The organism is Micromonospora sp. CA-248089, assembly GCF_050948515.1.
GTDB lineage: Bacteria > Actinomycetota > Actinomycetes > Mycobacteriales > Micromonosporaceae > Micromonospora.
Genome location: NZ_CP192016.1, coordinates 6060436 through 6081296 on the forward strand (window position 1 = coordinate 6060436; position 20861 = coordinate 6081296).

General features: G+C 71.6%; 18 protein-coding genes and 1 tRNA gene. 8 read left to right on the top strand and 11 right to left on the bottom strand.

Annotated elements, in window-relative coordinates:
- The first annotated feature begins 11 nt into the window (after nt 1–11).
- A complete protein-coding gene (locus tag ACQP26_RS28430; RefSeq protein ID WP_433494444.1) occupies nt 12–272 on the top strand; it encodes a hypothetical protein in 261 nt (86 codons plus the stop codon).
- Here ACQP26_RS28430 and ACQP26_RS28435 read toward each other — a convergent pair.
- Nucleotides 221–1015 (bottom strand): hypothetical protein, encoded by a 795-nt coding sequence (locus ACQP26_RS28435; protein WP_433494445.1) that lies wholly within the window; start codon nt 1013–1015, stop codon nt 221–223. The two genes, ACQP26_RS28430 and ACQP26_RS28435, sit on opposite strands and share 52 nt — an antisense overlap.
- Nucleotides 1016–1129: 114 nt before the next feature.
- Here ACQP26_RS28435 and ACQP26_RS28440 point away from each other — a divergent pair, with 114 nt between their 5' ends.
- The 3 genes from ACQP26_RS28440 (at nt 1130) to ACQP26_RS28450 (ending at nt 3601) form a co-directional block, all read left to right on the top strand.
- Nucleotides 1130–1516 carry a VOC family protein gene (locus ACQP26_RS28440; protein WP_433494446.1) on the top strand — a complete coding sequence of 129 codons (387 nt, stop codon included), beginning with the start codon at nt 1130–1132 and terminating at the stop codon, nt 1514–1516.
- A gap of 363 nt (nt 1517–1879) precedes the next feature.
- Nucleotides 1880–2356, top strand: a complete 477-nt coding sequence (locus ACQP26_RS28445; RefSeq protein ID WP_433494447.1) for a hypothetical protein — start codon at nt 1880–1882, stop codon at nt 2354–2356.
- 894 nt (nt 2357–3250) lie between these two features.
- The gene (locus ACQP26_RS28450) at nt 3251–3601 is read left to right on the top strand and encodes a tyrosine-type recombinase/integrase (RefSeq protein ID WP_433494448.1); all 351 of its coding nucleotides are present in this window, start codon (nt 3251–3253) and stop codon (nt 3599–3601) included.
- Between the two features lie 61 nt (nt 3602–3662).
- Here ACQP26_RS28450 and ACQP26_RS28455 read toward each other — a convergent pair.
- Nucleotides 3663–3739, bottom strand: a tRNA-Thr gene (locus tag ACQP26_RS28455).
- 364 nt (nt 3740–4103) lie between these two features.
- Here ACQP26_RS28455 and ACQP26_RS28460 point away from each other — a divergent pair.
- Nucleotides 4104–5195, top strand: coding sequence for an ABC transporter ATP-binding protein (locus ACQP26_RS28460; protein ID WP_433494449.1), 1092 nt, complete (start codon nt 4104–4106; stop codon nt 5193–5195).
- Between the two features lie 60 nt (nt 5196–5255).
- Here the strand turns inward: ACQP26_RS28460 and rlmB are convergent, their stop codons facing one another.
- On the bottom strand, nt 5256–6377 hold the full coding sequence (rlmB, locus tag ACQP26_RS28465; RefSeq protein WP_281579599.1) for a 23S rRNA (guanosine(2251)-2'-O)-methyltransferase RlmB: 1122 nt from the start codon (nt 6375–6377) through the stop codon (nt 5256–5258).
- Nucleotides 6377–7792 (bottom strand): cysteine--tRNA ligase, encoded by a 1416-nt coding sequence (gene cysS, locus ACQP26_RS28470; protein WP_281579598.1) that lies wholly within the window; start codon nt 7790–7792, stop codon nt 6377–6379. Before cysS ends, rlmB begins: the two co-directional genes overlap by 1 nt.
- Before the next feature lie 63 nt (nt 7793–7855).
- Between cysS and ACQP26_RS28475 the strand changes: the two genes are divergently transcribed.
- Both ACQP26_RS28475 and ACQP26_RS28480 read left to right on the top strand, forming a co-directional pair.
- Complete coding sequence (locus ACQP26_RS28475; protein ID WP_047891141.1) at nt 7856–8503, top strand: IclR family transcriptional regulator; 648 nt, start codon at nt 7856–7858, stop codon at nt 8501–8503.
- A gap of 210 nt (nt 8504–8713) precedes the next feature.
- Entirely contained in the window at nt 8714–9733 is a 1020-nt protein-coding gene (locus ACQP26_RS28480) for a hypothetical protein (protein ID WP_433494450.1), read from the top strand.
- A 68-nt stretch (nt 9734–9801) separates the two neighbouring features.
- On the opposite strand, the gene ACQP26_RS28485 is transcribed toward ACQP26_RS28480, so the two are convergent.
- The 3 genes from ACQP26_RS28485 to ACQP26_RS28495 all read right to left on the bottom strand — a co-directional run bounded on the left by ACQP26_RS28485 (nt 9802) and on the right by ACQP26_RS28495 (nt 13236).
- Nucleotides 9802–11490 carry a S8 family serine peptidase gene (locus ACQP26_RS28485; protein ID WP_433494451.1) on the bottom strand — a complete coding sequence of 563 codons (1689 nt, stop codon included), beginning with the start codon at nt 11488–11490 and terminating at the stop codon, nt 9802–9804.
- 88 nt (nt 11491–11578) lie between these two features.
- Nucleotides 11579–12277, bottom strand: a complete 699-nt coding sequence (locus tag ACQP26_RS28490; protein ID WP_433494452.1) for an HAD family hydrolase — start codon at nt 12275–12277, stop codon at nt 11579–11581.
- Nucleotides 12274–13236, bottom strand: a complete 963-nt coding sequence (locus ACQP26_RS28495; RefSeq protein WP_433494453.1) for an EamA family transporter — start codon at nt 13234–13236, stop codon at nt 12274–12276. Before ACQP26_RS28495 ends, ACQP26_RS28490 begins: the two co-directional genes overlap by 4 nt.
- Before the next feature lie 66 nt (nt 13237–13302).
- Here ACQP26_RS28495 and ACQP26_RS28500 point away from each other — a divergent pair, with 66 nt between their 5' ends.
- Nucleotides 13303–13851: a CGNR zinc finger domain-containing protein gene (locus ACQP26_RS28500; protein WP_269703716.1), complete on the top strand. Its 549-nt coding sequence runs from the start codon at nt 13303–13305 to the stop codon at nt 13849–13851.
- Here ACQP26_RS28500 and ACQP26_RS28505 read toward each other — a convergent pair.
- From ACQP26_RS28505 to ACQP26_RS28520, 4 genes are all read right to left on the bottom strand, one after another.
- On the bottom strand, nt 13815–14414 hold the full coding sequence (locus ACQP26_RS28505; RefSeq protein WP_269703714.1) for a GNAT family N-acetyltransferase: 600 nt from the start codon (nt 14412–14414) through the stop codon (nt 13815–13817). The two genes, ACQP26_RS28500 and ACQP26_RS28505, sit on opposite strands and share 37 nt — an antisense overlap.
- 55 nt (nt 14415–14469) lie before the next feature.
- A complete protein-coding gene (locus ACQP26_RS28510) occupies nt 14470–15879 on the bottom strand; it encodes a class II fumarate hydratase (RefSeq protein ID WP_269703711.1) in 1410 nt (469 codons plus the stop codon).
- 44 nt (nt 15880–15923) lie between these two features.
- On the bottom strand, nt 15924–18896 hold the full coding sequence (locus tag ACQP26_RS28515; RefSeq protein ID WP_433494454.1) for a BTAD domain-containing putative transcriptional regulator: 2973 nt from the start codon (nt 18894–18896) through the stop codon (nt 15924–15926).
- Nucleotides 18897–19143: 247 nt separating this feature from the next.
- Complete coding sequence (locus ACQP26_RS28520; protein ID WP_269703707.1) at nt 19144–20811, bottom strand: fumarate hydratase; 1668 nt, start codon at nt 20809–20811, stop codon at nt 19144–19146.
- Between the last annotated feature and the right edge of the window lie 50 nt (nt 20812–20861).

A 20861-nucleotide genomic window follows, 5' to 3' on the forward strand; every position in this document is an offset into this window, starting at 1 on the left:
ACGCGGTCGCGGTGCTGCGGCACGTCACAGTGCCGTTCATCGCCTTCGCCCGCCCTCGAGCCGGCGGCGACGCCACCCTCACCTTCGTCAACCACCCCGGCCTCGCCGCTGTCCTCGCCGACCTGACCGACGCCCGGGCCCTCACCGTCGACCAGCTAGGGACCCCGCTGTCGCAGGCCGACCTGAGCGCCCTCGACCGCGTCGAACACGACCAGATCGGCTACTGGAAACCGGCCACCGTCGGCGAGCTACTGTTCCACTTCTGGGACTGACCAGTTGCGGCCCAACCGGGTGCCAGATCCGTCGCGTACCGCTCCCAAGCCGCCGGTCCGCCGGGCAGCGGCCATGCACGCGTCCGCCCTTCCGTGCGGGCGATGTCGCCGAGCGCCGTGGCGAGCTTCCGCGATACGGAGTCGCCCCGTGCAGGGTGCGGACTCGTCATCCTGCCCACGTACTCCCGGACGAGCCGACGCTGCCAGGCCGAAGCGAGTTCCGGATCGGCTGCCGGCGCGAGCACCAGCACCTCCGGCACGGCCTGCTCGGCAAGGGCCGCGGTGATGCGGTCGTCACCGTCGAGCACCAGCAGAGTGTTCAACCCGCTCACCCACCACAGCAGCGCCGGAGGCAGGATGCCCTCCCGCAGTTGCCGTCGATACGAGCGGACCCGGCCGGCGCTCGCCGGAGACAGTCTGCGCAACGGCAGGACGTCGCGCTGGTCCTCGTCCGGGTCGCCGTAGCCGAACCAGGTGATGTGCCCACGATCAGGGTCGACGGCCTGGAACCGCTGCCAGTGTTCCGGCACACCCCAGCCCGGCATTCCTCGTGCCAGGGTCCAGCGACCGCTGTGCAGTGGGCCGTCCTCGGCGGCCTGAAGCCGGTCCGTGAACCGGTGGGCCCACCGAGCGGCCCAGGCGTCGTCGTCCGTGCTCGTCTCGCGGACCCGGCGAGCGTGCGCCGCGGTGATCGGAGGAAGCAATGCTACGGCGGCGGAAGTGCCTTCCGGCTTGCGTGGCATCGGCCTCCGCGACTTTCGCTCCTGCGCGCCGGAATGGTGCTCGTCAGATGCCGGGGGCCTCTCTAGCCTGAACCCGGCAGGCTCGGCCGGACGGCGCCCAGCGGGGAGAAGATCATGGAACGCGTGACGGGCATCGGTGGCGTCTTCTTCCGCGCCCACGACCCGGACCGGATCAACCACTGGTACGCCACCCATCTCGGGGTCGATCTGGCGCCGGAGTCCTACGACGTGTCCTCCTGGTGGCAGAAGCCCGGTCCTACCGTCCTGGCTGCCATGCCGGCAGACTCCGAGCACTTCGGTGGTCCCGAGCACTCCTGGTCGCTCAACTTCCGCGTCGCGGACCTGAACGCGATGGTCGCCCAACTGCGCGATGCGGGCATCGACGTCGAGGTGGACTCCGAGGAGTATCCGAACGGCAGGTTCGCGAGCCTCCGAGACCCGGAGGGCAACGTGGTCCAGCTCTGGGAGCCCGCAGGTGCCGACAGTCGTGGCTCTGCCTGACCAGTTCATGCAACACACCGTCCGGTCGCTGCTGATAAAGCCGGGCAGCGGCGGCAACGGCCTGGGATGGAAGCGGCCGGGATCGAACGGCGACGTCGCGCACTAGACCGGCTTGGTTGTGACCCGTGACGACCTGGCCGACCGCTGGCCGGCGCCCCGTCGTGGGTTGCTGTCGATAATGATTGGATGTCGACGCTTGAAGGTGCCTTATGCCCTGCGTGCCCCGAGTTCCCCACCTTTGGACTTCTCAAGATCGGCGGGCTTGATAGAGGCAGCGAATCATGTAAGATCCGGATTTACATATAGAGGATCTTGCCTCTACATAGTTGAGTACGAGGCTCCACGGCAAACAGGAGGATCCGCGTGACCGAAACCAGGTATCGCCCCAGCAAGATGGCAAAGATCGGCGCTTCGGCCCTCGCCGCCGCGGCTGCGTCCTTAGCCTTCGCAGCACCCGCTAAGGCTGCCTATCCCACGAGCACCTTCAGCGTTGACGCCCCTACCGCTTATCGCGACTCCGCCAACGGAAGTATCACCTGGTACAACCGCTCGGTCGGCGTTCAGGGGGTTGTGTGGACGACAGCATTGATCGACCAAGACAACGTTGATCACACAACGGCCTACTTCGAGGTTTATGACGGAGAGAGCAAAAAGATGAACTCAACCACGAGAACTTCGTCTGGACAGAATAACAATGCGTGGGTGAACTACAACTTCACGATTGGCGACCCTGACGGACTCAAGGCTGTCGCGCGGGTGCGAGTGACGGTCTGCGCCGTCCGCGACGACGGTTCACAGACGTGTTCTCGTCCCACCAGCTACGGCCGCGAGTACGCATAAGAAATTAGCTCGCCCCGCTCAGCATTGCAATCCCGCCTGCCATCGACCCGCATTCCCTGTGGAGTGGGGCCGCCGCCCGACCCGCCACGTCAAGCGGACCTTGACTCAAGTTCGGACGCTGGCGGGTCGGGTGCCGGTCTGCTCGGCTTCGCCCGGGGTCGATGGCGGCAGATGGCTCGCCGCACCCACCATGGCACTGTGACCCACTGACAGAGCCCTACCGCTTTGGAGCCGGAGGGCGGCCGCCGCCGGAGGCACATTAACCGTCGCCCCGCGACCGCCTCCAGCTCGCCGGCGTGCGCTCCTCTACACCGCGCGGGCTCTTGGCCGCGCGGCCCGGCCGGCTGCCGGTCACCCCTCACCAGTCAACGGCCTGTCGTTCTGCTGCGGCCCGTTCGGGCTCCATGCTTTTCCGCGCCAGCCAGCGGGCGTTCGCGTGGTCCAGCAACGGCGCAACGCCGAAGGGCCGCGCGCCCTGGTGGCGGCGCGTGCGGCCCGTTGCGGGCCGCCTTGAAGACATAGCACTTCAGCAATCGGCCCTGCGGCTTGGGTGGTGTTCGAGCAGGCGAGGCTTACGTGAGGGTGGTACCCCTGAGCATGCTCGGGCGCCAACTCGACATTGTCCCGGCCGCCGCCGGCTTACCTGTCGAGCAGGTCGTCGAGGACACGACGCTCATCGTCGGCACCCTCCCTTCGCCAGAGTCAGGTGGCACACGTCGGGTGACGCACTGCTCGCGAACACCACCACCACCGCCGCTGTCGCCCGCGACCGACAAAGCACCGACCGCGAAGGACTCGCCCACGAACCCGCCACCGACCCGGCCGGTCATCGGGCGACCAGGCACCCTGAGGGTTCAGCAGACCGTTCCGCGAGTCGCCGGGACGCTTCACATCGTGGACGCCGAGACCGAGGATTCCGAGGCGGTGTTGCCGCTGCCCGCGGTTACCTGGCTGAGCCTGACGGAGCACCAGAAGTTTCCCCTCCGAGCGCGGCACTCCGATGGAGCCCACCAACCTCAGCCGATTATTCCCCGGCTGCGTGGGACCGCCGGCCTACCCGGTGTCCGGCTGCACGACCTCCGGCACACGGTGGTGTCGCTGCTGATAGAGCCGGGCATCTCTCCGCACGTCGTGCAGGCCATCGCCCGGCACGCCGACGTCAAGGTCACGCTGAAGTTCTACGCCCACGCCAACCTCGACGCGATGCGTCAGGCGCTCGGCAAGCTCGACAAACGGCTGTCATGAACCGCGTTGCTGTCATCCGGCCGTCTCGCGGCGGCCGCCGCCGCGAAATGCCTGATGGAATTGGAGCCCCCGGCCGGGATCGAACCGGCGACATCTCGCTTACAAGGCGAGTGCTCTGGCCAGCTGAGCTACAGGGGCGCGTGCGTCGCGCTCAGCATAGCGACTTGCCCCCGGAAATCCCGCCTCGCAGGGCTCCCGAGCACGGAAAACGTCGGCATCCCGACCGGCGCGGCCGATGGATCATCACCTGGTCACGCTCCCAACCGGGAGATTGATGCCTCGCAGTGCCCGACTGACCGTTATGTGTATGCCGTCCATCCCATCCCGAGCGCCACGTCTTGGCACGATCGCGAAAGCCGTTTACCGTGCAGTGACACGGACGACACTCCGGCCGGCCTCGGCTGCCTGAGCGACGACCCCGTTGGCCGGTGCCTTGGGCGCCGGTCGCTCCTTCACTCGGATCGTCCGGCACGTTCCTGCCGGTGAAAGGAAGCGCTCCATCATGGCTACGGTCACCTACGCGAAGGCGTCCCGGATCTATCCGGGCACCGAGCGCCCCGCCGTCAACCAGCTCGACCTCCAGATCGGTGACGGGGAGTTCCTCGTCCTGGTCGGCCCGTCCGGCTGCGGTAAGTCCACCAGCCTCCGGATGCTCGCCGGCCTGGAGGACGTCGACGACGGCGCGATCTACATCGACGACCGGGACGTCACCCACCTCCCGCCGAAGGCCCGCGACATCGCGATGGTCTTCCAGAACTACGCCCTCTACCCGCACATGACGGTGTACGAGAACATGGCGTTCGCGCTCAAGCTGCGCAAGACCTCGAAGGCGGAGATCGACCGGCGGGTCAAGGAGGCGGCCGGGCTGCTCCAGCTGGAGGAGTTCCTCAGCCGCAAGCCGAAGGCGCTCTCCGGCGGTCAGCGCCAGCGTGTCGCCATGGGCCGCGCGATCGTCCGTGAGCCGCAGGTCTTCCTCATGGACGAGCCGCTGTCGAACCTCGACGCCAAGCTCCGTGTGCAGACCCGTACCCAGATCGCCTCGCTGCAGGCGAAGCTGGGCGTCACCACCGTCTACGTCACGCACGACCAGGTCGAGGCCATGACCATGGGTCACCGGGTGGCGGTCATGCTCGACGGCGTGCTCCAGCAGGTGGACACCCCGCGGGCGCTCTACGACACCCCGGCCAACGTCTTCGTCGCCGGCTTCATGGGCTCCCCCGCCATGAACATCAAGACGGTGAAGCTGACCGAGCAGGGCGGCGCGTTCGCCGAGATGATCGTGCCGCTGACCCGCGAGCAGGTCCAGGCGGCCAGCGCCGAGGGCGGCGACGGCAAGGTCACCGTCGGCTTCCGGCCGGAGGACTGCGACCTGGTCAGCCCGTCCGAGGGCGGCATGCCGGTCGTGGTCGAACTGGTCGAGGACCTCGGCTCGGACGCCAACGTCTACGGCCACGCCGCGCTGGAGGGCCACAACGAGCGGTTCGTGGTCCGTACCGACCGGCGCAGCATGCCGAACATGGGTGACACCGTGTTCGTCAAGCCGCGTACCGGCCGCAGCCACGTCTTCCACTCCGCCACCGGCCAGCGGATCTGACGTACGTACGCGAAAAGGGGCGGCCCGCCACGGCGGACCGCCCCTTCTCGTTGCTCTCGATCAGCCCTCGACGGACCGGCGGCGGGCGACCTCGGCGAGCGTGACCGCGGCGGCGACGCTGGCGTTGAGCGACTCCACGTCGGAGACCATCGGGATGCTGACGGTCAGGTCGCAGGTCTCCCCGACCAGGCGGGACAGCCCGCGCCCCTCCGAGCCGACCACCACGACGAGCGGGCCGACGGCTGCTTCCAGGTCGTACAGATCGGTCTGCCCGTCGGCGTCCAGGCCGACCACGACGAAGCCGGCCTCCTTGCACGCCTTCAGCGACCGGGTCAGGTTGGTGACCTGGGCGACGGGCACGCGCGCGGCCGCGCCGGCGCTGGTGCGCCAGGCGGTCGCGGTGATCCCGGCGGCACGCCGTTCGGGTACGAAGACACCCTGCGCGCCGAACGCGGCGGCCGACCGGATGACCGCGCCGAGGTTGCGCGGGTCGGTGACGCCGTCCAGCGCGACGAGCAGCGGGGCGGCCTGTTCCAGCGCGGCGGCGACCAGGTCGTCGAAGGGCTCGTAGGCGAACGGCGGCACCTGGAGACCGACGCCCTGGTGCAGCACGCCGCCGGTCATCCGGTCCAGCTCGGCGCGGCTGACCTCGAGGATCGCGATCCCCCGGTCGGCGGCGGTGCGGACGATCTCCTTGACCCGGTCGTCGATGTCGATGCCGTGCGCGGTGTAGAGCGCGGTCGCGGGCACCTGGGTGCGCAACGCCTCCAGCACCGGGTTGCGTCCGACAAGCAGTTCCGGGCTGTCCTTCGCCGGGTTGGCCTTGCGGCCCGGCGCGACCCGGGGACCGCCCCGGCCGGCGGCCGGCTTGCCGCCCCGGCCCTTGGTCGTGGGCGTGCCCCGGCCACCGCCCTTGCCCCAGGTGGTGTCCTTCGTGCCGGGCTGGCCGATCTTGGGCGCGCGGCCCTCCTCGGCGGCGGCGCGGCGCTCCTTGTCCTGCTTCCAGGCGGTGCGCTGGGGCAGCTTCTCCGTGCCCGAGTACGCCTTGTGCCACGGCCGCTCGTCGGCGGGCAGCGTGCGGCCCCGCCCGGCGAGCGAGTCCTTGTTCTTGCCACCGGTGCCCTTGGGGGCACCCGCCTTCGGCGTCAGTCGCCGGCCACGGCGCTGCGAGTTGCCGGCCATCAGTCCTGCTCTCCAATAGTCCAACGCGGGCCCTGGGGGGTGTCCTCGACGACCACGCCTGCCTGCTTGAGCTGGTCGCGTACGGCGTCGGCGGCAGCCCAGTCCTTGCGGCCGCGGGCCTGCGCGCGCTGCTCCAGGGCCAGCGCGATCAGGGAGTCCACCACGCCGCGCAGGTCGTCCGTGCGGCCGCCGCCGGTCCAGGCCGGATCCAGGGGGTCGACGCCGAGGATATCCAGCATCGCCCGGGTGGCGGCCAGCGCCGTGCGGACGGTCACATCGTCCCCGGCGGTCAGCGCGGTGTTGCCGTCACGGACCACCTCGTGCAGCGCCGCGAGCGCCGCCGAGGTGTTGAGGTCGTCGTCCATCGCGGTGGTGAAACCGGCCGGCAGGCCGCCGGGCCGGCCGCCGCCGACCCGCTCGGCCGCCCGCTGCACGAAGCCCTCGATCCGCCGGTACGCCACGGCGGCCTCGCGCAGCGCGTCCTCCGAGTAGTCGATGCGGGACCGGTAGTGCGCGGCGACGTAGTAGTAGCGCAGCTCCACCGGGCGGACCCCGAGCGACGCCACGTAGTCGAGGTCGAGCGTGTTGCCGAGCGACTTGCCCATCTTGGTGCCGCCGATGCCGAGCAGGCCGTGGTGCACCCAGTAGCGCGCGAACGGCAGGTCGGCGGCCTGCGACTGGGCGATCTCGTTCTCGTGGTGCGGGAACGTCAGGTCGAGCCCGCCGCCGTGGATGTCGAACTCGGGGCCCAGGTAGCGCCAGCACATGGCCGAGCACTCGATGTGCCAGCCGGGCCGGCCACGACCCCACGGCGACGGCCAGGAGGCGTCGGCCGGCTCGCCCGGCTTGACGCCCTTCCACAGCGCGAAGTCGCGCGGGTCCCGCTTGCCCCGGTCGGGGGCGTCACCGGCCGGTTGCATGTCCGCCGGGGACTGGCCGGACAGCGAGCCGTACGCCGGCCAGGAGGCCACGTCGAAGTAGACGTCGCCGGAGCCGTCGGTGGCCGGGTAGGCGTGACCGGTCTCGATCAACCGGGCGATCAGCTCGTGCATCTCCGGGATGTGCCCGGTGGCCCGCGGCTCGTACGTCGGCGGGAGCACATTGAGCGCCCGGTAGGAGGCGGCGAGGATCTGCTCGTTCGTGTACGCAATTGACCAGAACGGCCGGTCCTGCTCCATCGCCTTGGCCAGGACCTTGTCGTCGATGTCGGTCAGGTTGCGGATGAACGTGACCTCGAAGCCCTTGTCGAGCAGCCAGCGGCGCAGCACGTCGTAGTTGACGCCGGAGCGAAGGTGGCCGATGTGCGGCGGGGCCTGGAGCGTGAGACCACACAGGTAGACCCCCACCTTGCCGGCTTCCCGCGGGACGAAGTCCCGCACCGATCGGGTGGCGGTGTCATACAGGCGTAGCGTCACCTCCCAAGGGTAGCCGTCCGCACATTTCCGGGTTGGCCGGAGCCGGGTCGTACGCTGCGTGCTGTGGACACGGCGGCGCGCACGGGAGAGACGGCACAGACCCTGGACCGGGGCCTGCGGCTGCTGCACCTGGTCGCGGACGCGCCGGGCGGGCTGACGGTCACCGAGGCGGCGCACCGGCTGGGCATCGGCCGGGCGGCCGTCTACCGGCTGGTCGGCGCGCTGACCGGCCACGGGATGCTGCGGCGCGACGGTGAGGGCCGCCTGCGCATCGGCGTGGGCGTGCTGCACCTGGCCCGCCGCGCCCAGCCGCTGCTGGCCGAGGGTGCGCTGCCGGCGCTGCGCCGGCTCGCCGAGGGCACCGGTGCGACCGCCCACCTGACTGTGGTCGAGGGCGGCGAGGGTGTCGCGCTCGCGGTGGTCGAGCCGAGCTGGACGTCCTTCCACGTGGCGTACCGGACGGGCACTCGGCATCCGCTGGAACGCGGGGCCGCCGGCCGGGCGGTGCTGGCCGGGCGGGCCGGTGATCCGGGGCCGGTGAGCACCAGCGGTGAGCTTCAGTCGGGCGCGTACGGGGTGGCGGCACCGGTGCTCGGCGTACCGGGTCTGGAGGGCAGCGTCGGGGTGGTGTCGCTGACCCCGCTCGACGTGGCGGACGTCGGCGCCCAGGTCACCGCAGCCGCCGAGGCGGTTGCCGCCGCGCTCTCCTGACCGGCCCCGACGTCAGCTCGGCGAAGTGGCTGCATCAACACGCCCCGGACACCACCACCTCCCCGAGCTGGAGCCGATCATGGACAGGCCGAGGGTCTATAGCACGCGGACAGGGCCGTGCGGGGGTTGTCCACAGGGCGCGGAGGACGGCACGGTGGCGGCTGTCCACAGGGGTACCGATCTCGACCCGTGCGCCGCCACGCTCGTCCCATGCCACCTCATCCTCATCGACCGCCGGAGTTGGCCTGGCAGGTCTTCCGGGGCTCGGAAGCGATCCGGCGCGGGCTGCTGTCCCGGCATCATCTACGCGGCGCGTCCTGGATCCGGCTCCGGCAGGACGTCTACGCCGACGCGCGACTGGACCGCGACCACGCGCTCGCCTGCCGCGCGGCGCTGCTGCGCCTGCCACCCGGCGCGGCGGTAGCCGGTCCGTCGGCTGCCTACCTGCACGGGGTCGAGCACGCCGCGGGCTTCACCGACGACGTGCACGTGCTCCTGCCGGCCACGGTCCGGGCCGACTCGCAGCCGGGTGTCCGGGTGCACCACGCCCCGATGTCGAGCACACGCAGCGGTCTTCTGGTCCCCGTCGGCAGCGCCGCGAGGGGGCCCGGACCGCACGGCCGGACCGTCTCGGCGGCTTCCGCCGCCGCATCGAACCCGTTCGCGGAGTCGTCTCCCGGCGCGGTGATGATCCTGACCGGGCCTCCGCCACGCACCGAGCCGGCCGCCTGCGCCTGGGAGACTGCGGTCTGGGCCGATCCGGTGGAGGCGGTCGGCATCATCGACGGGCTGCTGCGTACCGGTTCGGTGAACCGGTCGGCGCTGGCGAGCGAGGCGGCCCGGAACGCATCCCGCCCCGGTGGGCGGCGGGCGGCCTGGGTGTTCGGCCTGACCGACGGGCTGTCCCAGTCCCCGCCCGAGTCCCACCTGCGGGTCCGTCTCGTCCTCGCCGGCCTGCCTCGCGCGGTGGCCCAGTATCCGGTGCGGGTGTCGACCGGGCTGATCCTGCACCCCGACCTGGCCTGGCCGGAGTTCCGGGTCGCTGTCGAGTACGACGGTCAGTGGCACGCCGACGCGGACCGGACGCACCTCGACCGGCGGCGGCTCAACCAGCTCGTCGCGGCCGGCTGGCTGGTGCTGCACGTGACCGGCCGCCGTCTGCGCAAGGAGTTCCCCGTCCTGGTCCGGGAGATCCGCGCCGCCCTGGTGGCCCGGGGGTGGCGGCCGTGAAGCGGGCCGGAACGCCGAGGTGGCGGCGTCCGGGACCACCGGACACCGCCACCTCGGAGAAACGCTCGTTACGGCCGGATGTTCGGCTTGACCGGGGTCTTCACGGCGGCGTAGGCGTCGACGATGCCGTAGCCGTAGAAGCCGTTGAAGTTCAGCGAGCCCGCGCAGTACGCGTCGAACTCGGCGTCCCGGCCCTCGTTGGTGTAGCTCTGCAGCCGCGGCTCCGGGCAGGCGTGCTCGGCCGCCGTCCGGTAGAGGTGCTGCTCGACCAGGTTCGGCGCCATGCCGTAGCCGTTGCGGCCCTCCTTCTTGCCGTGCTTGCTGACGATCAGCGCCGCCACGCCCGAGACGTGCGGCGATGCCATCGAGGTGCCCTGCAGGTAGGTGTAGTAGCCACACTCACCCTTGGCGGTGCACTGCTTGAACACCGAGTTCTCGAATCCGGCGACGATGTTGCCGTTCTCGTCGACCGACCCCTCCTCCTGCAGCACCTTCTTCGGGTACGTGGAGAGGATCATGTTGGCGTCGGTGCGGTACGTGTCGGTGCCGAAGCCGTCGCGGAACCAGCCACCCGGCGCCGCCACCGAGATCTGCTCGGTGCCGTAGTTCGAGTAGTCGGACTTCTTGCCGGACGGGCCGACCGCCGACACGCCGATCACGTGCGGACCCTCGACCGGCAGGTCCCAGCAGGTCGCGTTGTCGATCGGGCGCGGGTACGGGTCCGCGCCGTAGTCCGGGCTGCTCACGTCGGTGCGCGGCGCGCCCAGGTCCTCGTGGTTGTTGCCGAGCGAGCCGACGAGCGTGACGCCCTTGCGGTGCGCGAAGTTGAGCGCCCGCTTCATGGCCTCGATGACGGTGCGCTGCTCGGCCTGCGCCTCCGGCGAGTCGGCCGGGTTGGCGGTGCAGTTGTAGAGCCACGGGTCGACGTAGAAGGACATGTTCACCACGTCCAGCCCGGACCGGCCCGCGTGCACCAGGGCGTTCACCACCGGGTTGAGGAAGAAGTAGCCGCTGTCCTGGCCACCCTTCAGCTCGACCAGGGAGACGTTCGGGGCCACGCCGGAGAGGCCGAAGCCGTTCGCGGCGGCGCCGATGGTGCCGGCCACGTGCGTGCCGTGTCCGCCGTCGTCGGTGCCGACCGGGTCGAGGCAGCTCGCCACCTCGCACGGGCCGTCGACCTCGGGGATGTCCGGGGCGAAGTTGCGCGACAGCGCCCAGTTGAAGTTCGGCGCCAGGTCGGGCTGGCTGGCGTCGACGCCGGTGTCCAGGATGCCGACGGTGACCCGGCGGTCGCCCGGCTCGATCTTGCGGGCCTTGTCGGCCCGGATCATGTCCAGACCCCAGAGCTTGTCGTCGAGCGGGTCCATCTTCTTGCCGTTGCCCTTGGCGGCCTTGCCCTTGGACGCCGCGGCGGCCAGCAGGTGCTCCTGCTCGACCCGGTCCAGCTTCGGCTTGCGGCCGATCGCCTTCTCCTCGGCCGCGCCGACGAGCGCGCCCGCTGCGGTGGCCCGGCTGGCGAAGTCCGCCCGGTCGCTGGTGACCTGGAACAGGCCGACGTCGTCGGTGCGGGCGACGACCTTGCCGCCGGCGGCGGTGATCGCGGCGACCGCGGCGTCGCTGGAGACGCCGCTCTCGGCCAGCACGGTGAAGGTCCGGAACTCCGACGGCGCGGCGTTCGCCGGGATGCTCAGGCCGGTCACCGTGAGTGCCAGCGAGGCCGCAGCCGCGACCGCGCCGACGGTGAAGCGCTTGCTCACCACATCAGATCCTCTCGTTGAGGGACGTGGTGTCATCCCACATCACGGGAGCCGGTTCCGCCAGATCGACGTCCGTTATCGGCCTCAACTAGGCATTCGCGTTTGTCAAGGTGTCGAGCACCGTGGACAGTCCGGCCAGGGTGGACACCTCGGCGTCGGGTTCGAGGCCGCGCGGGCGGGGCAGCCCGGCCCGGTTGAGCCAGACCGTGCGCAGCCCGGCCCGCTGGGCGGCGGCCACGTCGTGTGCCGGCGAGTCGCCCACGTGGACGATGCGCGCGGCGGGCAGCCCGGTCGCCGCCACCACCGCCGCGAAGAACTCCGGCGCCGGTTTCTTGGGCAGGCCACCCTCGTGCGCGTACAGCTCGAAGGCGAACTGCCCGGCGAGGCCGCAGCGTTCGGCGCGGCTGTTGCCGTTCGTGGCGAAGCCCAGCAGGTGGTGCGGGCGCAGCGCCGCCAGCGCGGGCAGCGCGTCGGGGAAGGGCCGGCTCAGCGCGTACCGGCGGGCGAAGAACAACGCCGCGAACTCGTCCAGGTCCGCCTCCAGCCCGGCCCGGGCCAGCGAGCGGGCCAGCGCGGCCCGCCGGATCTCCTGCACCGGGGCGCCGCTGAGCGCGCCGAAGACGGCACCCCAGTCCCCCTCCAGGTCCGCGAGCACCACCCCGGCCGCCGCCGGGGTCCGCCGCCGCATCTCCTCCAGTACGGCGACGAGGGCACCGGTGACCGCCGGGCGCAGGTCGACGAGTGTCTCGTCCGCGTCGAAGACGACAGCGCCACGCGGCTCGCTCATCGGTCGCCTGCCAGCACCGGCTCGGCTGGCGAAGGCGCCGACGGTGTGCCCCGCAGTTCGTCCGCCCGGACCAGCGCGACGCCGCCGAGGATGAGCACGCCGCCGGCCAGCTGGATCAGGCTGGGCAGTTCGTCGAGCACCAGCCAGGCGATCAGCACCGCGAACATCACCTCGGTCAGCCCCACGAAGGAGGACAGCCGCGCACCGAGCAGCCGGGTGCCGGCGACCCCGGAAAGGTACGCGATCACTGCGGCGATGAGCGACAGCCCGGCGATCGGCACCAGCCAGCTCACCCGGTGCCCGCCGAAGGTGACGTCGGCGGTGCCGGCCGCGAGCGGCAGCGCTCCCAGGCCGCCGAGCAGGAGCAGCACCAGCGCGCCGACGGCCATGCCGCCGCTGGCCATCACCACCGAGGGCAGGCCCGCGTCGATCCGGCCGGCGATGACGAAGTAACCGGCCAGCCCGACGCCCGCGCCCAGGCCCCACAGCACGCCCACCGCGTCCAGTCGCGCGGCGCCGGTGAGGTCGAGGACGAGTCCCAGTCCACACAGGGCGGTGACCGAGCCGGCCACGGTGAGCAGCCGGGGGCGCTGCCCGTGGACCAGCCACATCCATCCGACCACGAGCACGATGCCGAGGTATTCCAGCAGTAGCGCCACGCCGACCGGGAGGTAGCGGACCGCGTTGAAGAAGCACGCCTGCGCCGTGGCCACGCCGAGCAGCCCGAACAGCACGACGGTGCCCGCATTGCGGCGCAGCACCGCCCACCTGCCGCGCAGTGCCAGCACCGCTGGGACGGCGAGCACCAGGGCGGCGATGCCGACCCGGGCGATCACCACAGCGACCGCCGACCACTCACCGGTGATCAGCGGACGGGCAAAGGTGCCCGAGGTGGCGAACGTGATCGCGGACAGCAGTGCCAGGCCGAGCCCGACGCTTGACCGTTCCCGCATCGGCATCTCCCGGTCATGAGTGAAGGAAGGTTATGCTGATGACGCTAGGCGGAGCCCCTGACAGGAGTCAAGTTGCTTTTTGCTCATGACACCGAATGCGCGCTCGTCGCCGCCGCCGCGCTGGTGAACACCGCCGGCAACGGCCGGGAGGGGCTGCCCGACGTGACCGCCCTCGACGGCTTCTTCACCATGCACGGGTGGAGCGGCCGACACGAGCACTCCGAGACCGAACTGCGTCAGGTCCGCGCGCTGCGGCCCCGGCTGCGCCGCATCTGGTACGCCGACATCGACGAGGTGGTGGCGATCGTCAACGGACTGCTGCGCGAGTCGCACGCGCTGCCGCAACTCGTCCGGCACGACGACGAGCCGTACCACGTGCACGCCGTACCACAGGACGCACCGCTGGCGACCCGGATGGCTGTCGAAGCCGCGATGGCGATGGCCGACCTGGTCCGGATGGGCGAACTGAGCCGGCTGCGGCACTGCGACCACCCCGACTGCGACAACGTGCTGGTCGACCTGTCCCGGAACCGGTCCCGCCGGTTCTGCGACGCCGGTTGCGGCAACCGGGCTGCGGTGAGCGCCTACCGGGCCCGCAGGGCCGCCGCGTCCCACTCCTGACGGATCGCGGGCCAGGCGTCGCGGCGCAGTTCGTACTCCACCTCGCCGTGCTCCGTACCCGGGATCGGGTCGTCGAAGGCCAGGTGGAACGTGCGGACGTAGCGCAACCCCGCGCGGGCCATGACCGCACGGGAACGGTCGTTCACCGCCATCGTCTGCGCCCACACCCGGCGGACGCCGACCGTGTCGAACGCGTGGCGCACCAGCGCCCGCGCGCCCTCGGTGGCCAGCCCGTGCCCCCACGTCGCGCGGCGCAGCCGGTAGCCCAGTTCCGCCTCGGCGCCGTCGTCGGACGGGTCGAGCGAGTGCCAGCCGAGGAACTCGCCGGTGAACCGGTCGAGCGTCGCCCAGCGGCCGAGCCCGGGGAACCTGTCGTACTGCGCGAGCACCCGGGGCAGCACCTCGTCCCGGAACGTCCCGGCCGGGGTCGGCACGCCGCCCGTCAGGAAGCGCATGACCTCCGGGTCGGCGTCCAGCGCCACCAGCCGGTCCACATCGTCCGTCGTGAACCGGCGCAGCGTCAGCCGCGCGGTCTCCAGCAACACGCCACCGTCGTCACGCACGGTCGGATCATGCCGCGCGCACGGTGACGGGTCGAGGCAATTACCGGCGCCGCCCTCAGGGGTGGGTCATCCGGAGCAGGTCCAGCGCCTCGTCCAGCTGGGTCTCGGTGAGCGTGCCCGAGTCGACGTGACCCCGCGAGATCACCACCTCGCGGATGGACACCTGCTTGGCCAGCGCCTCCTTGGCGATCGAGGCGGCCTCGTCGTACCCGAGGTGGCGGTTGAGCGGGGTGACGATCGACGGCGAGCCCTCCGCGTACGCCAGGCAGACCTCGGCGTCCGCGACCAGGCCGGCCACCAGCCGCTCGGCGAACAGCCGGCTGGACGCGGCGATCAGCTTGATCGACTCCAGCAGGTTGCGGCCCATCACCGGGAGCATCACGTTCAGCTCGAAGTCGCCCTGCGACCCGGCGAACGCCACCGCCGCGTCGTTGCCGACCACCTGGGCGCAGACCTGCCGCATCGCCTCGGCCACCACCGGGTTCACCTTGCCCGGCATGATCGACGACCCCGGCTGGAGGTCGGGGATGCGCAGTTCACGCAGCCCGGCGCGCGGCCCGGAGCCCATCCAGCGCACGTCGTTGGCGATCTTGTAGAGGCCGACCGCGATGGTACGGAGCTGGCCGGACGTCTCCACCAGCGCGTCCCGGGCACCCTGCGCCTCGAAGTGGTTGCGCGCCTCGGTCAGCGGCAGACCGGTCGACTCCCGCAGCTTGCCGATCACCCGGTCGGCGAACCCCAGCGGCGTGTTGATGCCGGTGCCGACGGCGGTGCCGCCCAGCGGCAGCTCGGCCAGCCGGGGCAGCGCCGACTCCAGCCGCTCGACGCCGTAGCGGACCTGCGCGGCGTAGCCGCCGAACTCCTGCCCGAGCGTGACCGGCGTGGCGTCCATCAGGTGGGTACGCCCGGCCTTGACCACCGTCTCGAACTCGGCCGCCTTCTCCTCCAGCGCGCCCGCGAGCTGCTTCAGCGACGGGATCAGATCCTCAACCACGAACTGGGTGGCGGCCAGGTGGATCGAGGTGGGGAAGACGTCGTTGCTGGACTGCGACGCGTTGACGTGGTCGTTCGGGTGCACGTCCCGGCCCAGCTCGCGGCTCGCCAGGGTGGCGATCACCTCGTTGGTGTTCATGTTGGACGAGGTGCCGGAGCCGGTCTGGAACACGTCCACCGGGAACTGGTCGTCGTAGCCGCCCTCGGCCACGTGCGCGGCGGCGGTGGCGATCGCCTGCGCCACGTCCGCGTCGATCACCCCCAGCTCCCCGTTGACCAGGGCCGCCGCCCCCTTGATCTGCGCCAGGGCCTTGATCTGGGCCGGTTCCAGCCCGCGCCCCGAGATCGGGAAGTTCTGCACCGCGCGCTGGGTCTGCGCCCGCCACAGCGCCTCGGCGGGCACCTCCACCTCGCCCATCGAGTCGCGTTCGATCCGGTAGCCGGTCGCCTCTGGAGTCGTCACGCCTACCATCCTGCCGCGCCTCCCGGCGGTGTGCAGGGAAAGTGGCGCGGCCCTCAGCCCAGCTCCGCCAGCAGCTCCTCGGTCTCCCGCCCGTCCGGCGACTCGACCTGGCGGAACAGCGCCAGCGCGCGGCCGGCGTACCGGCGGGCCTGGTCGGCGTCGGTGTGCCCCATGCAGCGGGCCATGCCGTCGAGCGCGCGGGCCTGCTCGTAGCGGGCGCTGAGCCGGGTGGCGTCGCTGAGCACCCGACGGTGCAGGTCCAGCGCGCTGGCGACGTCGCCCTGGTCGAGGATCGCCCGGGCCAGCAGGTTCCGGGACGCGCACTGCCCGACCAGATCCCCCGCGTCGGTCATGGCGACGAGCCCCTCCCAGTGCAGCCGGGCGGCCGACTCCGGCCGGCCCTCCTCGCGCTCCAGCGCGCCCAGCTCGTTGAGCAGCTCACCCTCGCCGTAGCGGTTGCCCACCCGGCGCTTGAGTCCCAGGGCGGCACGCAGGAGCCGGAGCGCGGGGCCGCACTCCCCACGCCGGTGCCGCGCCATGCCGAGGTGGCCGATCGCATTGCCGAGCTGCCGCAGGTCGCCGCGTTGCCGAGCCAGGGCCATCTGGTTGCGGCATATCCGCGCGGCCTCGTCGTAGCGGCCGATCCCGATCAGGGTGAACGACAGGTTGTTGAGCCAGTTGATCAGCGCGGTCGGGTCCGCCAGCCGGCGGGTGAGCACCGCCAACGATTCGAACACCTCGATGGCCAGCCGAGGATGCCCGTCGACTCCGTACGCCGTGCCGAGGTTGCCGAGCGCCCTGCTCAACTCGTCCGGGCGGCCGAGCCGCCGGTAGATGCCGACCGCCACCTCCATCCGCCGGACGGCTTCGGCGAACCGCCCCCGGCGGTAGTCCGCCGAAGCCAGATAGTTGAGCATCGTCGCCACGGCCTCGTCGTCACCCAGACGCTCGGCGGCACGCAGTCCGATCTGGTGTGTCTCCACCAGATCGTCGAGATGACCGCCGTAGAAGTTCATCGCCCAGCCGACCCGGGCGAGCTGCCAGCACTGCCGGAGGAAACCCTCGTTCTCGGCCAGCCGGACGAGCGCCGTCATGGTCGGCCTGTTCTCCTCCAGCCACTGACGGCCGAGGCCGGTGGCCGCCGCCACCAGGTCGGGCCGCGCCGGTTCCGGCAGGGGGTGCAGGACGACCGGTTCCAGCGACTTCACGAGGATCGCGGCGACGTGCAGGTGAAAGTCGAGGAGCCGGGCCGTCGCCGCCCTCCGCTCCTCGGGCGACTCGCGTTGCGCGCCGAGCATCCGGGCGTACTCCCGGATCAGGTCGTGCAGCCGGTAGCGGCCCGGTTCCGTCTCCTCGACGAGGTGCGCGTCGACCAGCTCGTCGAGCGCGTCCTGGGCCGCCGGCAGCGGCAGCTCCGCGAGCACCGCCGGCACCCGGTTGTCGGCGTGGACGCCCGGGTGCAGCCCGAGCAGCCGGAAGACCCGCTGCGCGACCGGTGACACCTGCTCGTACGACAGCGCGAAGGCCCGGGCCACCGAGCGCTCGCCGGCGACCAGCTCGGCCAGCGGGTCGGACGCCCCGGCCAGCCGCTCGGCCAGATCGGCCACCCGCCAGCGCGGCCGGTGCGCGAGCCGGGCCCCGGCCAGCCGCAGGGCGAGCGGCAGATGACCGCAGCGCCGGGCCACCTCCGCCGCCGCCTCGGGCTCGGCGGTGACCCGCTCCACGCCGGCCACCCGAGCCAGCAGCTCGACCGCCTCGTCGCTGTCGAGCACCGGCAGCGAGGACGGCCGGCCCGCGTCCAGGCCGACCAGCCGGCGACGGCTGGTGATCAGCACCAGGCAGTCCGGCCCGTTGGGCAGCAACGGCGCGACCTGGCCGGCGTCGGCGGCGTTGTCGAGCACCACCACGGCCCGCCGGCCGGCCAGCTCCGAACGCCACGTCGCCAGCCGGTCCGCCAGGTCGACCGGCACCCGCTCGGGGGGTACGCCGAGCTGCCGGAGCAGGGTGGCCACGGCCGCGGTCGTGGCCACCGGGCTGCGTTCGCTGTGCCCGTGCAGGTCGATGAAGAGTTGCGCGTCGGGAAACCGATCGGCGACCGCGCCGGCCACCTGGACGGCGAGCGTCGTCTTGCCACTGCCCGCCATGCCGTCGATGAGCTGGACGCGGATTGCCTCCTCCTCGATCTCCTTCACCAGCCGGGCCACGGTCTGCCGCCGTCCGGTGAAGTCGCTGATCGCCCGTGGCAGCGCCCGCACCGGGGTGCCGGTCCGGCTCTCCGGCCCGCCCAGCGCCAGGTCACCGGCGAGCAGCCGCTGGTGCAGTTCCTGCAACGCCGCGCCGGGCTCGATGCCCAGTTCCTCGGCGTAGATCCGCCGGCCCTCCCGGTAGACGGCAAGCGCGTCCGCGTGGCGGCCGACCGTCGAGAGGGCCAGCATGAGCTGCCCCCGGAGCCGTTCCCGCAGCGGGTTGCGGTCGACCGCCTCGGTCAGCTCGTCGACCAGCTCCGCCGCTCGGCGTAGCCGCAGCTCGACGTCGACGCACTCCTCCAGCACGGCGAGCCGCTGCTCGTCGAGCGCCTGGGCTCGCCGCCGCACACTCTGGGCGGGTATGCCCGCCAGCGCCGGGCCGCGCCAGAGATCCAGGGCGGCCCGGAAGCGGTGCCGCGCGTCGGTCAGCCGGCCGGTGGCGGCCTCGGCTCGGGCCGCCTCGACGGTACGGGCGAACGTCTCCGCGTCGAGGTCGTCCGGCCCCACCCGCAAGCCGTAGCCGGCCGGGTCGGTGACGATCGTGTCAGCCGGCAGCCCGAGCGCCGCGAACCGCTGCCGCAGTCGCGACACACAGATCTGGAGCTGGGTCCGCGCGGTGGCCGGAGGGCGTTCCTCCCAGACGGCGTCGACCAGGTCCTCCACCGGCACCACACGGCCCGGGCGCAGCAACAGCATGGCGAGCACGGTCCGGTCCCGGCCCGCGGTAACTGTGGCTTCGCCACCGCCAAGCCGTAAGGGTCCCAAGATCCCGAACCGCACCCGCGCCCCCGCCCGCCGCATGCAACTTCCAGCAGCGTAGCCCTACGGTCACCGAACGCCTCGTCGAGGCGATAGCGATCCGATAGCGACGGCACCCAGACTCGTCGCGGGTTGTCGGTGACGACATCCGACGGGGGCGGTGCGCCTGTCGGCCGCTCGGTCGGCAGGCGCACCGATGTCGATGCACGACGGACACGCCGAGGGGCGCCCGGGTTCACTCCCGGGCGCCCCTCGCATACGTCCGAACTCAGCGCCGGCCGACGGTGAGCACCGGCTTGGTGACCTCGGCGAAGAAGTCGTTGCCCTTGTCGTCGACGACGATGAAGGCGGGGAAGTCCTCCACCTCGATCTTCCAGACCGCCTCCATGCCCAGCTCGGCGTATTCGAGCACCTCGACGTGCTTGATGCAGTCCTGCGCCAGCCGGGCGGCCGGGCCGCCGATCGAGCCGAGGTAGAAGCCGCCGTGGGCCTGGCAGGAGCGGGTGACCTGGGCGGACCGGTTGCCCTTCGCGAGCATCACCATCGAGCCGCCGGCCGCCTGGAACTTCTCCACGTACGCGTCCATCCGGCCCGCGGTGGTGGGACCGAACGAGCCGGAGGCGTAGCCCTCGGGGGTCTTGGCCGGGCCGGCGTAGTAGACCGCGTGGTCGCGCAGATATTGCGGCATCGGCTCGCCCGCGTCCAGCCGCTCGGCGATCTTCGCGTGGGCGATGTCCCGGGCCACGACCAGCGGGCCGGTCAGGGACAGCCGGGTCTTCACCGGGTACTTCGACAGTTCGGCGCGGATCTCGGCCATCGGCCGGTTCAGGTCGACGCGGACCACCTCCTCGGTGTCCAGCGTCTCGTCTGTCACGTCGGGCAGGAAGCGGGCCGGGTCGGTCTCGAGGCGCTCCAGCCAGACGCCCGACGGGGTGATCTTCGCCACCGCCTGCCGGTCCGCGGAGCAGGACACCGCGATCGCCACCGGACAGGAGGCGCCGTGCCGGGGCAGCCGGACCACCCGCACGTCGTGGCAGAAGTAGCGCCCGCCGAACTGCGCGCCGATGCCGAAGTTGCGGGTCAGCTCCAGCACCTCGGCCTCCAGCTCCAGGTCACGGAAGCCGTGCGCGCTCATCGAGCCCTCAGTGGGCAGCGCGTCCAGGTACTTCGCGGAGGCGTACTTCGCGGTCTTCAGCGCGTACTCGGCGGAGGTGCCGCCGATGACGATGGCCAGGTGGTACGGCGGGCAGGCCGCGGTGCCGATGAGCCGCAGCTTCTCCTCCAGGAACTGCATCATCCGCGTCGGGTTCAGCAGCGCCTTGGTCTCCTGGTAGAGGTAGGACTTGTTGGCCGAGCCGCCGCCCTTGGCCATGAACAGGAACTTGTACGCGTCGGCGTGGCCGTCCGGGTCCTCGGCGTACAGCTCCACCTGGGCGGGCAGGTTGCTGCCGGTGTTCCGCTCGTCCCACATGGTCAGCGGGGCGAGCTGGGAGTAGCGCAGGTTGAGCCGGGTGTACGCCTGGTAGACGCCGCGCGAGATCGCCTCCGCGTCGGTGCCGTCGGTGAGCACGTGCCGGCCGCGCTTGCCCATCACGATCGCGGTGCCGGTGTCCTGGCACATGGGCAGCACGCCACCGGCCGCGATGTTGGCGTTGCGCAGCAGGTCGAGCGCGACGAAGCGGTCGTTCGGCGAGGCCGCCGGGTCGTCGATGATCGAGCGGAGCTGAGCCAGGTGGGCCGGGCGCAGGAAGTGGGCGATGTCGTGCATCGCCTCGGCCGTCAGCGCGGTCAGCGCGCCCGGATCCACAGTCAGGAACCGGCGGCCTCCCGGGCCGTTGACGACGTCCACGCCCTCGTCGGTGACCAGGCGGTATTCCGTCAGGTCGGGACCGGTCGGCAGCAGGGGTGCGTACGAGAAGGCGGCGGCACTGCTCATGACCGAAAAGCCTAGGGCAGAGCCGTCGATCGGTGACACCCGCAGGTGGG